Here is a 15,265-nt window from a genome sequence, read left to right as displayed (position 1 = left end):
GGCACCTGCATTAAATTGTTAAAGAAGATAGGGAATTTTTTTTCGTTGAACAAGGCAACGCGATGAAGCATTTCTTTAAACGACAAAAACCTTGCAACGGTTGCAAGGTTTTGTCTAATGAGACAAGAAATGTTTTATTTCTTTGCCACCCACCGTCCAATGATATTGTCTGCCGATAATGCTCCCGCGCCAAATATAAAAATAATGAGCGACGCTAATAAATGGAGAAATGGTGTTGCAGCGACAAACGATTCCACATCGGAGAAGATATTGGATAATGCTTCATAATCATCCGTTGCGTAGGCAACACACATGATGACAATAAGCGGAAGGGAAAAATATCGTGAGCCAAGACCAATCATCAGTAAAATACCGCAGGTCAACTCCGTTGTTCCGGCAGCAATGGCGTTCAGGTGAGGAAACGGAATATTCAACGATGCAAAGAACTCCGTCGTCCCTTCCAAATTGTTCAATTTGCCTAAGCCTGTTTGATAAAAATCATATCCCCAATATAAGCGGATTAATAACAGCAGTGGATGCTGAAGGAGCGAGATAATCGAAACGTATCGTTGATGAAATAAATTAATTGTTTTTACTATTCTTGAAGTGTTCATGTATTGTATATTTCTTTTTGTGTGGGGATTGTTCGTTACGTAGTGTGCTCGATGGAAGAAAAATATCCGTTGCTCACCCATTCATTAAACCATTCAAACAAATTCGTCTGAAGCTCTCTCTCGTCCGAGGGGAAACGATCTGCAAGAAGGGCAATTGATTCTCCAAAGAGTGTTCCGGACGTAAGCGAAGACAATAAAACAAATTGGTGCTCCGAAAGCTCTTCCCAATATGTACGATAGTTGTTGCGGTATACAACAACAAACGACCGCTCTTTTTTCACCGCTGGGATTGGTGATTCTTCATTCACCGCAGTGAGATAGGAACAAACATTGTAATTACATTCCAATAATTCCAACGCAGCAATAGGAATTAATCGTACTTTTTCCCACTGTTCCTGCGGCACTGCGGCAATCTGTTGCTGTGTTAGAATCGGTTTTTCTTCCGCTTCAAGATTGTTGGTGATGGAAAGCTCCAAACGTGCGAGATCGGTAAGGAATTCTTTTTCTGCAAGTTTCGATTCCTTAAAAAACTGCGGAAAAAACCTCCCAAGATGATTAAGCGTGTAACTTTTGGATGGAAATCGGTGCACATATTCTTCCGCAACTAAACGATCAAATTCCTCTTCACCGAAAAAATGTTTTACCCCAGGATAATCAATCGCCATCGATTCGGTCATCCGTAAAAAAAACATGCGTCGATAGATTCCAATTCGATCCATCGGCGAAAGAGACTTGGAAGGTTTCACGCCGGCATACGCGTCTTCAAATGGCAGTTCTCTCTCCGCCTGCTCGGATTTCCATGCTTCTTCGTTTGAGCCCGGATGTTCAATGACGCTTTGCATCCATCGCTGTAATGTATTAAGCGGTACTTCTGATTTCATAGCATTATAACTTATGGCTCGTTGAGTTTACCAATTCATTCTTTTCCAACGGCGTTAATCGCATTTTTGGAGCAACAGTTGGCTTGGCAGGCTTAAAAGCCAATGGATCGATTTTTTCATTTCGATACTTCTTGGCTTTTAGTGCTTCTTCATGTACAACAACAAATTCAGGAATATCTTCATCCCATTCCAGCAATGTATTTCGTCCGCCGGTGCGTTGATACGCATACCTGTATAATTCCCAAACCTCATCAATAACATGATCGTTGTGTGTATCAAGCAGATGTGTTCCTTTATTTGTGTGACCTGCAAGATGATACTGACAGACAAGTGACGGATCGATGCGGTCGATAAATTCTTTTGCATCAAAATCGTGATTATATGCGCTGACATAAATATTGTTCACATCCATTAACATTCCGCACTGTGATTCTTCCATAAGACGAGCATGAAAATCCCATTCGCTCATCGTCGACGAAGTGAACTGCGCATAGGTGGAGACATTTTCCAGCACAAGAGGGCGCTCCATAAATTCCATCACAAACTTTGCTTTATTCACAATATGCTTCAACGATTCTTCCGTGTAGGGAATCGGCAACAGATCATGAACATTATGTGCATTCACACCCGTCCAACAGAGATGATCCGAGATGTAGGGGGATTTTACGCGGTCGGCAAGTGCTTTCAATAATTTTAAATATTCAACATTCACTGGATCGCTGCTGCCGATGGAAAGAGACACACCATGGAGCACGATCGGATAACATTCTGCAACTTTATCCAGAACATATTTAGTCCGCCCGCCTGATTCGAGATACGTTTCCGAAATAACTTCGAACCAGTCCACCTTCGGATTGTGCTCAAGAATATGATTATAGTGAACGCTGCGCAAACCGACGCCGAATCCAAAATCAGGTATGTTCCACTTGTTTGGGGTCATAGAATGTAATGTTAAAATAGAACCGCGGATCCGTGTAAACAGATCCGCGATTGAAACACTAAGAAAAATAATTAGTTCGGTTTCTTTTCGTCTGTTTTTACTTCTTCTTTCTTTTCGTCGTGGCCATTGCAACCGTCTTTACCGCTGCAGCCATCTTTTCCTTTTGCTTTATCTTTCCCTTTGCAGCCGTCTTTTCCCTTACAACCATCTTTCCCCTTCTTCATATCTTTCCCTTTGCAGCCATCTTTGCCGCTGCAACCATCTTTCTTTACTTCTTTTTTGGTTGTTTCTTTTGCCGATGCTTTATCCTGTGCATTGGCAATTGAACCGCTTAACAATCCTGCAACAGCAGCGGTCATCAAAAGATTGGAAAATTTGTTTGGTTTCATAAAAACTCCTTACGTTGTGGTTTGTGAAAAACGTGAATTAATGTAAATCGGAGGTCGTTGTCTGAATTTGTGCCGAAATATATCCTTGTAAAAACAGAATGTCAAGAAAATGCATCCTGATTAAGGATGCGTATCATTCATTCTTGTATAACCAACACCGGAAGAGTGACATCCGGCACATCCTGCCCCTTTATCGTTTGCAGACATAAAAGGCTGGCCATTCGATTCAAGTTCAGCCCATACCCAGTCACCCGGACCTTTGTTCGATGCTGTCGAAAGCTTAAACATGATCGCGATATATTGCCGAGCCCCGCTTGCGTTGAATATTTCCTTTACAATCAACGACGAGTCGGAAAATGTGGGGGATGGTTTCACTTTCCCTTGTGCATCAAGCTGATCTTTTGCTTTTGCATTATACCAGACAAGAATTTTTCCCGCATGAGCGGCTCCGCTGTTTCCCGGAATGGTGTCAGTTGAATTTTTAAAATAAGCAGCTTTCGCTGTTGATGTTGCCATTTGATATAACTGTGCATCGGAAACCGTTACTGTTTTATCACTGGTCGTTGTCGTCGGTGAACTTTCCTCTGTACATCCTGCTGCAAAAATAATAATTAAGAAACTGAACAATAAATTTTTCATAATCCTTTACGATTGTTGATGATATATTAACAGTAGAAAATACACCGAACCTATCACAAAATTATCACAGAGAGATAAAATGATTATTGTTGCGGTTTTACAATAAGTGCAACGGGAATTCCGTACATCACATGACCGATAATGCTTCCAATCATCATCGGTATCATTCCGCCTTCCGGTGCCGGCATCGGTCCCAGAACAATGCTCATCATCACCATCGCAATTTGCGCAACAATGAACGCAGCAAATCCAAACGCCGCCCCTTTGACAATGACGTTTTTGATCTTGAGGTTAGTTAAAAAGAGAAACGTATAACTCATCGCAAACACGATACCGATCATAAAATGCATCGCCCATCCAAAGGCAATAGGAAGTCCGGTCATTCCGGAGAGCATTGCAGCTGCATTCATTTCGGGGAGACCCATCAATGGAGCGAGATACATCACTATGGTCATAATTGCGGTTGCTGCAACACCTGCAATAACGGTTTTCTGAAGGGAACTATTCATGGTAACTCCTTACTAAAAGGTGAAAAAATATTAATTACAACTAATTAGTAGGGAGAACGATGGATTCCTGACAAAGATTTACGAACTTTTTTTCTTTAATATTTTCTCGATCAAGGTATTAATACGGTCTGCGTGATGAGAAGGATTTATTGCAGGTATTTCCTGGTTGGATGATCGTTTCAGAAGATGATCAATGAATAATGATTGTTTTTGATAATTGGTGCAGGCGCTACACATGGCGGTATGCATACGCAGTTGCATCGTTTCGGAGAGCGAAAGTCCTACAACGGTTTTTTTCTCAATCAACTCTGTTGCTTTTTTACACGATATCATTAAGGATTTCATCATCATCTTTGCTTGTTAAACCAATGGTGTTCAAGACACTCACGTAATTGCAGTTTAGCGCGGTGAATAATTTGCCAATAATTAGTAGTGGAAATTTCCAATTCCTGACAAACTATTTTTGGATTTTTTTCTTCAAGATATTTCATAGAAATGCACGCAAACCATTGCACAGGAAGCTTCTTCATGCACTGTTCGAAAATCTGATTGAAATCGGTATTATCAAACAGTTGTTCTTCACTGAAGTTCCACTCGTGTGGCAGAGATTCTTTATTCCAACCATCCGACATATTAAAAAACCGATCAAATGACTCTTTGTTGTTCGGATGAACCTGTGGGGTTTTCGATTTTATTCTAAAATATTCTGCGATTTTATTTTTCAGGATTCCAAAAAGCCAAGTGCGGGGTTGGCTTTCATTTCGGAAGTTGTGCATTTTTTCTGCGGCAACAAGAAATGTTTCCTGAACCAGATCTTCTGCCGACTGATAATCGGATGTTTTATAGTATGCCCAATTAAAGAGATCGCTTGTATATTGTTTTACCCATGTTTCAAGAATCTTTGTGTGCATGGTTTTGCGTATGGAGTTATTGCATCAAAGAAGTTATCTGTTTAAGGTAGAAAAACTCACGAATAATTACAACCAACGATGGTGTACAGAAGAAGATGCTGATAGCATATTTCAGAGCGAATAGACTGGTAATTGAAATGAGAATGCGGTTCCTTCATGTTGTTTGCTTGATACAGATATCGAAAGATCGTGTACTTCAAGAATCTTCTTCACAATCGCCAAGCCAAGCCCCGCGCCGTCATTTTGGAACATATTTTTTTGACTCCCCTTATTGTACCGATCAAAAATGTGGGGAATATCTTCATCAGCAATACCCTCTCCTGTATCAGCAATACTCACGTTGACAATATTAAAGTGTTTTTGTAATTCAATCTTTACCGTTCCGCCGGACGGGGTGAACTTGATGGCGTTATCTACTAAATTTTGAATGACTCTGTCGATTAACGCTATGTCGGCGACGATCAGCGGCAGGTCGCGCGGAAGTAAGCATTGGAATTGAATCCCCTTTTTCTCCGCAATAATGAAATATTTATGCCCGATATCCTGTACAAGTTCTGTAATTGAGAATGGTTCAGGATTCGGCTTTGTCTGTTTTGCTTCAAGCTTGGAAAGTTCAAACAATTCTTCCACAAGATTTTTTAATCGATCTGTTGACGTGAGCACTGTTTTGAGATATTTTTCACGCTCTTCTTTATTAAGTGACTCCGATTTAATCAGAAGTGTTTCAATATATCCATGAATTGTTGCCAGCGGTGTGCGCAAATCATGCGAGACATTCGCAACAAGTTCACGGCGAAGATTGTCCATGGTTTTGATCTCTTCAATGTTGCGGACAATCGTATCGGCCATTTCGTTAAACGATGTTGCCAACTCGTTCATTTCTCCGGTTGATGAAAGTTTAATCCTTGCTTGATGGTTACCGCTTTGAAAATCCCGAACGGTCTGAACAATTATGCGAAGATTTTTAGTAATAAATAGCAACGCGATCAGTCCAATGATTGCTGCCGCAAATAATGTAATCGTCATGGATCGCGTACCAATGCTTAGGATATAACTCCCCGCAAGCATTTTAAAATTATTGTCGAACTCTTCGCTTCCGAGAATTACATACAGATAACCAATTGTCGTTTTACCATCTTTAATTTCCGCTGCGGAGAAGGTCTTTTCTCCCACCCAATATTTGGGATCGTCCCCGGTGAGAAACGATGGCATTTTCTCCATCACAAATTTCTTCACTGGCAGAATAGAGACATTCATCCGGCAGACTTTGGTATTGGTAGGGCAATGGGAGAGAACTTTCCCCGTAGAATCTAGAACATATACTTCGATACTGGGGTTAAACAACTTTTGAGTAGTAAAAATCTCTTCTAATCGAGTTGAATCTAATCGATGCTCCACCACCGGTTGGTAATGAGCCAGAAGGCGTCTAGCAATGGGATTGCTTAACCGCTGATTTGCTTCCTGAAAATACATCTCTGCAGAAAATACGATAATGTAGATATAGACTGCTGAAAGTACGATAAGAATCGCCAGGAATGTTGCTGATATTTTCCAATATAGTGATCGAAAGAATTTTTTCATGAATTTCCGTACCGAATGATTTACCCTTCTACTTCTTCTAACTCTGCAAAACGATAACCAACTCCCCAAGCAGTGAGAATATATTTTGGTTTGGACATATCCTCTTCTATCTTAGAACGAAGACGATTGATATGTGAATTTACTGTGTGATCATATCCGTTAAATTGATATCCCCACACCAGTTCCAATAACTGCTCGCGCGTATACGTCTTACCGGGATGAGCGGCAAACAGCAGCAGCAGATCAAATTCCTTTGCGGTGAGATCAAGACGCTTTCCTTTCAGCTGTACTTTTCTCCGTTCACGATCGATCTCAACATCTTCAAAAACAATATAGGCGGCTTTCTCTGCAGATGCGGTTTCATTCTGCATCGCTTCTGCGCGACGGAAAATCGCTTTTACGCGTGCAATAAATTCGCGCACGCTGAACGGTTTCGTTAAATAATCATCTGCCCCAACTTCAAGACCGAGCACTTTGTCCAACTCTTCCGATTTTGCGGTAAGCATGAGAATCGGCGTATTATTCTTATCTGCACGGATTTTTCGACAGATTTCAAGTCCATCCATGTTCGGGAGCATTACATCGAGAACGATCAGGTCAAATTTATTTTTTTGCGTCTGAGCATATCCTTTTTCACCGTCATGCGACGTTGTTACTTTGCATCCGAGATCTTTCAGATGGATATTCAGCAATTCGGTGATGTCTTTGTCGTCTTCTACAACCAATACGTGTCTCATAATTTTCCTTTGTTGATCAGACATAAACTACCCGAAAAGTATCACAAAATTATCACGTAGAAATAAAAATCCCCAAGAAAAAATCTCGGGGATCTCAATATCTCTAAAGAATAAATCTTATATGTGTTCGTGTTCGCTGTCGTTTTCCATGAATGCTTGCAGCTTTTCGCCAAGCCATCCGCCAATCAACGAAAGAACAAACCCGACGGCAAGTCCTTCAAGCACATAAACAGATTCTTCCATCATCAACAAGGAGAACGAATAGAGGAAGAGTGCATTTAATATTACACTCAAAACGCCGGAGACACCCGCTTCCATAATTGTAACTCCGGGAGAAAAATAACCGACAAGCAATCCGGCAAACAGAAAACTTGCGCCGAGTGCCATGACGATTCCGCCCATGCCGAATTTCAGAAGTGCGAATCCGCCAATCACAAAGAATGCATTAAAGATAAATGCAATGACCGTACCGGCAATGATCCAACCCCACTGTAATCCACCTTTTTTGTCAGCTTCAAGTTCCTTTACCAGTTCTTCCGGTGTGATTTGGATCTGCTCGCCAACCCATCCGCCAATTAATCCCAAGATCAAACCAAGAATTGGGGCACCGATCATTTCGGACATGGAGAAAGAATAGTTAAACACACTTGATAGAGTAAAACCGGTGATTGCCAAAGTAAGAAATCCACCAATCGCAGGTTCTTTTAAAGTATATCCCTCAGACTTATATCCGATGATAATTCCCATCACAACAAAACCAAGCAGCGACATATACGTGGGAATCAACGGAAGGTGAAATGTTTTTGCAACCATAAGAAATAAAGAAAGGCAGAGCGCTGTTCCGGCGATGATACCGATAATGATCCACTTCCACTCCAATCCTCCTTTGGATGCGGTGGCTTCTGTCGTCATTGAAAAACTCCTTAATAATGAATATGAATGGTGGGAAATAAACTGCGGGAATTTCCACAATTCCGCTTACAAAGTCAAGAAATGAACGCTTGGTACAAAAAAATTACATACCCGAAGTGTCTATAATAGTCATCAAATCTTGAATATCGCCAAAACTCCAATTAACCTTATTACACAGAATAATGATGGTCGTGTGATCATCCAATCTTCGTACGAACAATGAATTATATCCCCGCCACCAGCCGCCATGATATACGATTCTGCTTCCATCTGCCAATGTATCAAGTCGGAAACCGTAGCCATAATTATTGTCACGCTTATAATCATAACTCGCTGGTGTAAATGCTTCATCCAATGTCTCTTGCTTCACAATCTTTTCGGAGTATAAAGCCTGATCCCACCGGAACATATCTTCCACGGTTGAATAGATACCTTTGTCACCGGTGACTCCATCAAGGTAGTCGATATATGCTTTTCGCCTGTTCTTATTATACCCTTTTGTCTCGTATTCGATCGTTTTTTTACTATTGGGATTGTAGACAAACGTATTGACCATCCCAAGCGGACGAAATATATTTTGTTCCATATATTCATCAAACGGAAGCCCTGAAATCCGTTCAACAATCAATGCCAGCATCGCAAAACCGGTATTGCTGTACTTATATCGCCGATCGGGCAAAAATTCCGGGCGAGGTTTATAGTGAACCATCTGACTGAGCACATTTTCATTTGTCAGATATTCTTTTTTCTTCTTCCAATATTTTCCCGAAAAATACATGTAGTTTGGAAGCCCGGAGCGATGCGATAATAATTGTCGGATGGTGATATTCTTATACGGAAAGTCTGGAAGAAATTTTTGAACGGTGTCTGAGTACGATAATTTCCCCTGTTCGTGGAGCATCATAATAGCAATGGCGGTGAATTGCTTTGATACTGATGCTATTTGAAAAACCGATTGGATATTCAGCGGTTCTTTTGTCTTAAGATCGGAATAACCAAACGCGTTTTTATAAATCGCGTTGCCGTGAATTCCAACGAGGACGTTTCCGTTGAAACCTTTTCGCTGGGCAATGGAAGTAAAGAGGGAATCGAAGCGTGTAGCTATAGCAACGGAGCGAGGCTCAATATTGCTATAATTTTCAAGGGAAGTTGGTTTTTCCGCTTTTTCAGAGAAAAAAGGAAATGCGGACAATTGAAATAGCGCAAATAGTAAAATCTGTGCCATCTACCTCTCAATATTGTGAATAGATACAAAAAAGCATCCTTACGATAAGGATGCCTCTACAAAAATACACATCTCACCACTATAAAACAACTATCGTTTGCCATTTTGCTCTAAGAGTGAGTATGTATACACATTTGAGTTATGTATGTTAATAAATTCAGTTGCGGAAACACAGTAACTCGAGAAAGCTGTTAATGATGAATTTTTCAACAGTAGTTCAGATTTCATAAAGACGATCGTATTTCTTACTCTCTTTTGTATTGCATCCTTAAATGAATGTCCTCGCGGCAAGTCGCGAGGTATCTTGTCATGTCCCGCCTTTCGGATTCCGCATAGCGGGATTCAAAAAGGCCGAACCAGCTTGCGCTGGCATCCAGGTCCTGGATTCCGGTGCCGAAGGCATCACTTTGTAGACTTTCGCCGGAATGACGCCGCAAGTGGCGGGTCTACGACCTCGTAGAGGGAATTAGACCCTTAAGAGATTAAAGGTGATCAACGGTGACGGTTTTTAAATTGAAACGGTATTGTTGACCGGATGAGTGAAGTCCTGAGCGCAGGAAAAAGAAAAAACAACAACGACGGGAACCTTGAGTTTTTTCATATCACTTATTGTTGAAATTATTAATCTGTCACTGCGCCGAGCGAACTAGTGGAAACGAGTTTGGCGTATTTTGCCATGACGCCTCTATCATATGCAATCCGGCGGGGTTTCCATTCCGATCGTCGTCGTGTGATCTCTTTTTCATCCAGATTCAATTGCAGCAGATTTTTCGTCGCATCAATTGTAATGGAATCTCCTTCGTTAATGAGTGCAATTGTTCCGCCGACAGCTGCTTCGGGCGCAACATGACCAACAACAAGTCCATACGTTCCACCGGAAAATCGTCCGTCGGTAATAAGACCAACCTTATCGCCAAGTCCACGACCGATGATTGCCGATGTCGGAGCAAGCATCTCTCTCATACCCGGCCCCCCTTTTGGTCCTTCGTATCGGATGACTAGAATATCTCCCGCATTAATCTTGTTTCCGGTAATTGCAGCCATTGCCAATTCTTCCGAATCGAATACGCGTGCCGGTCCCGTAATAACCGGATTCTTTACTCCGGTCACTTTTGCAACAGCTCCTTCTGTAGCAAGATTTCCTTTTAAAATTATCAGATGTCCTTCTTTATAAAGAGGTTTATTGAATGGATGAATCACCTGTTGATCTGCGCGTGGTTCATTCGGTACATCTTTTAAAACTTCAACAATCGTCTCTCCGGTTACCGTGAGACAATCTCCGTGAAGCAGCCCGTTGACGAGAAGCATTTTCATCACCTGTGGAACGCCGCCTGCTTTATGGAAATCGACGGTGAGATATTTTCCGCTCGGTTTCAAATCGCACAACACCGGAACTTTTTTGCGTAGCATTTCAAAATCGTCAATCGTCAACGGAATCTTCGCCGCATGAGCGATGGCAAGAAAATGAAGCACTGCATTCGTCGAACCACCGATGGCATTCACAACAGTAATTGCATTCTCAATCGATTTGCGGGTAATGATATCGAGCGGGCGAATATTTTTCTTCACCGCATTCATTAACACTTTTCCCGATTCATGAGCGCTGTCCGATTTTTCTTTGTCTTCGGCAGACATTGTTGATGAGTACATCAGACTCATTCCCATTGCTTCAAATGCCGATGACATTGTGTTCGCGGTGTACATTCCTCCGCATGAACCGGCACCCGGACAGGAGAAACATTCTACTTCTTTCAACTCTGCTTCGCTAATTTTTCCCGCACTAAATTGTCCAACCGCTTCAAACGCGCTGACGATATTCAGATCCCGTCCATCTTTCGGATGGTGACCGGGTTTGATTGTCCCACCGTACACATACACTGCGGGAATATTCATCCGTGCCATGGCGATCATTCCGCCCGGCATATTTTTATCACACCCACCGATTGCCACAACGCCGTCCATGCATTGCCCATTGCATGCCGTTTCAATCGAGTCCGCAATCACTTCCCGTGAGACAAGAGAAAATTTCATTCCTTCCGTTCCCATGGCAATTCCATCGCTGGCGGTAATGGTTCCAAATATCTGCGGCATTCCGCCGGATTCCTTTACCCCTTTTTCCGCTTCAGCTGTTAACCCATTCAATCCCATATTACATGGTGTGATGGTAGAATACCCATTGGCAACACCAATAATCGGTTTTGAAAAATCATTATCACCAAATCCAACCGCGCGTAACATTGCTCGGTTTGGTGCTCGATTTGTCCCTTGCGTAATAATTTTACTTCGTTCATTTTCCATAATTACCCCTCTGACTTTGCTTTTTTTTGACTCATTTCCTTATAGAATGTAGCGTTTTTTGCAAGAAATTCAACTGTTGTTCTTTCGCTAAAATAAAAGAGTAATTTAAGTAGGAAAAGTGAAAGAGAAGGTGTATCTTATTAGCGTCAATTAACAGTACACCGTAATAACTCCTTCGGGGGTCTTCTGCTCAGTAGCGTTGTATGAGCCGCTTGATTTACAGTTTGATGGATCGTTATTCCTCTTTTTACAGAACACACCATCATCGAGAAGCCGCTTTTGAAATTCAAAGCGAGTAAGGTAACTAAGTCGGTATTCTCGGGGTACACCAGTCCGGAGGTCTTGCCGGACAACATATAATGAAAGGATGTGTTCCATGGAAAAAGGAACAGTCAAATGGTTCAACGGAACAAAAGGTTTCGGTTTTATTTCACGACCTAACGGCGAAGATGTATTCGTACACTTCAAAGCAATCGTCGGCGAAGGATACAAAAACCTGAACGAAGGCGACAAAGTCGAATTCGACGTTGAACAAGGTCCGAAAGGACTTCAAGCTGCAAACGTTCGTACAATCTAATTATACGGATCTGCTTTTTGAACACAACACCCCGCTTACGCGGGGTGTTGTGTTTTAAACCCCTCCATTATATTAGATTTTTCTCAATTCCTTGTCGTTGACTTTGGTTTTCAATTTTGCTACTCTGGGTGGGGCTTACACCATCACACCTTCGTTTTTCATGGAATCAATAGATCAACATATACAGGGAATCCGTCAATCATTGACGGAAGAGATCGCCGCGCTTTCTCAAACACCTCGCTCATCTATACTGAGCAACGGTAAACGCATCGCTCTGTATGGCAATACCGCTGTCTATCGTTTCGAAATCCCTGAAAACTATTTCTTTTCACCATCAACAACAATTCGATGTTCCGTTGGAACGACAATTCGTTTTTCGTTCCAGGCCATTGTCGCAGATGTACAAAGTCAATTTCTGTATCTGCTTTTTCCCTGCAACGCGGGAGAAATTGTTCCGGAGATGGATTGCAAATGGAATCCAACAGAGAGTGCCGAACAACTCAATGCACAGTGGTCCAACTTCAAGTCGAATCAGATTGTCCATAATCTACTCGATCGAAAATTTCTGGACAATGCTATCGCTGCAAAAAAAGAACCGATCTTCTCTTCATCATTCACGGAATCACAGCAACAAGCGATTAAACAATCTCTGAATAGAAAAATCTCTTTCGTTATCGGCGAACGGAAACGGGGAAAGACCGGCGTTGCCGCATCGTTAGTGCTGAATGGATTGCGGGAAGGGAAACGTGTACTGTATCTTGCCGGATCAGCCGGAAGTCTGCATGGATGTTTAAAAGAGATAACCGAAGTAAATCCTATCGCCGTAGATGAATCAATGACAGTGATCAGCGAAGGATTATATCTCCGGTCGGATCATTCGCAGGGATTCCTTCCGACGCGTTCTGAGATTGATCAGGAAACCAGCGATGGTTTAACAAAATTATTTTCCATGATCAACGCTGAATATGAATATACCCGCATTCAGCATCTTCAGGAAAAATTGAGCGAAAAGCAGCAGCAAGTGAATGACGCTGGTGAAGAATTACATACATTAAAAGAAGAACTGAACCGTGTTCAAAATGCTTCTATGATCGAACGAATGCGCATCGGGAAGAAAGCCGTTGAAGAAATACAAGCGGCCGTGCGCGAGAAAAATGCCCTTGTTGAACGTCTTAGACAGCATTTATCGGTCATCACGAAAGAATTGTTTAAAAAAGAGACTTCTGTGCCGATATCGCTTCGCGAGAAGAAATCATTAGAACGGTTTGCAGCGACGCAATTTCCCACCATCAACGGCCATCAATATGATACAAACGTCATGGCGCGTCCTTGCCTCGCAACAACCATCTATAATGCCGTTACGTTTTCTGAACATGCACTTGCATCATTCGACATTGTTTGTATCGACGATGCACACTCGTTAAACCTTGCTCAGTTCTTTCTCTTTGCATCGCTTGCAAAGGAACGCTGCTTCATGTTAGCGGATGTGACCGAACAGCCACCCCAATCTGTCTCACAATTTGACAGTGCGCGGCATTGGCTCCAGAAAAATTATTTCGCTTACTATCAAAATGAAGACAGCGACTATTATCGCTTTATGATTAACCTGCTTCCGTACGATGTTGTAAGCGAATTAACATTGCCGGAAGAATCGACAAATATTTTTGAAGCATGCTTACTTTCGGCATTGGAAGAGACTCCCATCCCTCAAGGATCCAAGGGACGGATTTTCTTTATCAATACCGAAGAGCAGCATGCAACATCACCTCAGTTTATCGGAAAGAAGAAGATCCTTCCTTTCAACGAAGTAAATGCAAAACGGGTTGTTGAATGTGTGAAACATGCTTTGTTGAACGGAACGACAACACTGGACGACATTCTAATTGTTGCGCCTCCAAGCGGTCAGACATTGTATCTACGCGAACATTTGAAAGTACATCAGCTTGGGGATGTAGAGATTGCGCCGCTCGGTTCAATCCGATTGTGTTCAAAACGTGCAGTGATTTTTGATCTCACTGTTGCAGGAATAGATTTTACCTTGCGGTCATTGGACGACAAGAAGACCGGTTTGGTTCATATTGCCGATACATTCAATACGCTATTCTCTACCGTTACAGATGATCTCTACATTGTAGCCGATATTGCTCACATTCGGACGAAATACAAAGGGCGATTTATTGCAAACTTGTTAGAGAAAATCCTTACTGTCCGGGAGAACGAAGCGGCGATCTTCAGCGCATTTCGACGATTTGACGATCTTACAAGCGACGTGCGAAAAAAAGTAATCTTTGCCAGCGAAGAAGAAAAAATGCTTCCGGAATACAAATCGAAAATGGAGCAATCAAAACCATCGGCGCTTGATGCATCAAAATCCGGACCTGTTAACACCGTTGCCGCCGCTGATCGAAAATTGAAAACCGATGTTCGCAATGCCTGCTTGCGCGTATTAGCGCGGCGCGAAATGATTAATCTGATTGCTCAATATCTTGGAGCATTTCCTCTGTACAAAACAACGGTGGAAACACAAAAATTTTCCGATGTTATTTCGGAATACGATTGCGAAAATGAAAATGATTTTAAGCTGGTGATGGATATGTGGAATCTATTGATCTATGAAACCAGCGATGTACAGAAAGTGGAGCATCCGCTCTTCCAAAAAGCGAAGGTGGATTCAAAAGTGCCGATCGATTTACAGCAGATTCATTCCTTCTACCATTCGGAACTGGAAATGGTGGTAGAAGAAGGAAAACACCGTCTCGCCCAGAGCATTCAAAAAATCTTCAACGATTGTATCGGAAAGAAACCTGTTACCCCGGTGGATTGGATGAACGCCTACATTGTCTTCCTTAACCGCATGACAAAATATCTGGATACCATCATCAACCAGATTCGCGCGTAAAAAGATTTCTCTCGCAAAAAATGCTAAGACGCAAAAAATTGAAATATTATCGAAAACCTTCGCAGTTTGTTTAAGACCCTCCGTTGCATTTCACTTTGATTTGTGCTACTTTGAATCGACATTTTTTATTCTATTGTCATCTTCCCGGGTTTT

General features: G+C 42.0%; 15 protein-coding genes. 2 read left to right on the top strand and 13 right to left on the bottom strand.

The annotated features are described in order from the left end of the window. Positions 1-134: 134 nt before the first annotated feature. The 13 genes from WDA22_12530 to ilvD all read right to left on the bottom strand — a co-directional run bounded on the left by WDA22_12530 (position 135) and on the right by ilvD (position 11,639). The gene (locus WDA22_12530; protein MFA5834293.1) at positions 135-614 is read right to left on the bottom strand and encodes a DoxX family protein; all 480 of its coding nucleotides are present in this window, start codon (positions 612-614) and stop codon (positions 135-137) included. A 35-nt stretch (positions 615-649) separates the two neighbouring features. Continuing rightward, positions 650-1,495 carry a DNA-binding domain-containing protein gene (locus WDA22_12525; GenBank protein ID MFA5834292.1) on the bottom strand — a complete coding sequence of 282 codons (846 nt, stop codon included), beginning with the start codon at positions 1,493-1,495 and terminating at the stop codon, positions 650-652. 4 nt (positions 1,496-1,499) lie between these two features. Then, a complete protein-coding gene (locus WDA22_12520) occupies positions 1,500-2,435 on the bottom strand; it encodes a DUF692 domain-containing protein (protein ID MFA5834291.1) in 936 nt (311 codons plus the stop codon). 71 nt (positions 2,436-2,506) lie between these two features. After that, a complete protein-coding gene (locus WDA22_12515) occupies positions 2,507-2,824 on the bottom strand; it encodes a hypothetical protein (GenBank protein ID MFA5834290.1) in 318 nt (105 codons plus the stop codon). A 120-nt stretch (positions 2,825-2,944) separates the two neighbouring features. After that, a complete protein-coding gene (locus WDA22_12510) occupies positions 2,945-3,463 on the bottom strand; it encodes a hypothetical protein (GenBank protein ID MFA5834289.1) in 519 nt (172 codons plus the stop codon). Between the two features lie 83 nt (positions 3,464-3,546). Next, positions 3,547-3,972, bottom strand: a complete 426-nt coding sequence (locus tag WDA22_12505; protein ID MFA5834288.1) for a DUF6789 family protein — start codon at positions 3,970-3,972, stop codon at positions 3,547-3,549. Positions 3,973-4,050: 78 nt separating this feature from the next. Beyond that, positions 4,051-4,320, bottom strand: a complete 270-nt coding sequence (locus tag WDA22_12500) for a hypothetical protein (GenBank protein MFA5834287.1) — start codon at positions 4,318-4,320, stop codon at positions 4,051-4,053. After that, positions 4,320-4,883 (bottom strand): sigma-70 family RNA polymerase sigma factor, encoded by a 564-nt coding sequence (locus WDA22_12495; GenBank protein MFA5834286.1) that lies wholly within the window; start codon positions 4,881-4,883, stop codon positions 4,320-4,322. Before WDA22_12495 ends, WDA22_12500 begins: the two co-directional genes overlap by 1 nt. A gap of 111 nt (positions 4,884-4,994) precedes the next feature. After that, complete coding sequence (locus WDA22_12490) at positions 4,995-6,464, bottom strand: HAMP domain-containing sensor histidine kinase (protein MFA5834285.1); 1,470 nt, start codon at positions 6,462-6,464, stop codon at positions 4,995-4,997. 20 nt (positions 6,465-6,484) lie between these two features. Beyond that, complete coding sequence (locus WDA22_12485) at positions 6,485-7,201, bottom strand: response regulator transcription factor (protein MFA5834284.1); 717 nt, start codon at positions 7,199-7,201, stop codon at positions 6,485-6,487. A 117-nt stretch (positions 7,202-7,318) separates the two neighbouring features. Then, positions 7,319-8,113, bottom strand: coding sequence for a hypothetical protein (locus WDA22_12480; protein MFA5834283.1), 795 nt, complete (start codon positions 8,111-8,113; stop codon positions 7,319-7,321). A 103-nt stretch (positions 8,114-8,216) separates the two neighbouring features. After that, complete coding sequence (locus tag WDA22_12475; protein MFA5834282.1) at positions 8,217-9,338, bottom strand: serine hydrolase domain-containing protein; 1,122 nt, start codon at positions 9,336-9,338, stop codon at positions 8,217-8,219. 621 nt (positions 9,339-9,959) lie between these two features. Continuing rightward, a complete protein-coding gene (ilvD, locus tag WDA22_12470) occupies positions 9,960-11,639 on the bottom strand; it encodes a dihydroxy-acid dehydratase (GenBank protein MFA5834281.1) in 1,680 nt (559 codons plus the stop codon). 373 nt (positions 11,640-12,012) lie between these two features. On the opposite strand from ilvD, the gene WDA22_12465 reads away from it, so the two are divergent. Together WDA22_12465 and WDA22_12460 are read left to right on the top strand one after the other, a co-directional pair. Further along, positions 12,013-12,213, top strand: coding sequence for a cold-shock protein (locus WDA22_12465; protein MFA5834280.1), 201 nt, complete (start codon positions 12,013-12,015; stop codon positions 12,211-12,213). Positions 12,214-12,373: 160 nt separating this feature from the next. Further along, positions 12,374-15,112, top strand: a complete 2,739-nt coding sequence (locus WDA22_12460) for a hypothetical protein (GenBank protein MFA5834279.1) — start codon at positions 12,374-12,376, stop codon at positions 15,110-15,112. The last annotated feature ends 153 nt before the right edge of the window (positions 15,113-15,265 follow it).

This window comes from Bacteroidota bacterium (assembly GCA_041658205.1).
GTDB lineage: Bacteria > Bacteroidota > Ignavibacteria > UBA10030 > UBA8401 > UBA8401.
Note: the sequence above shows the minus strand (reverse complement) of the source record. Positions and strands in the feature narration are given on the sequence as shown.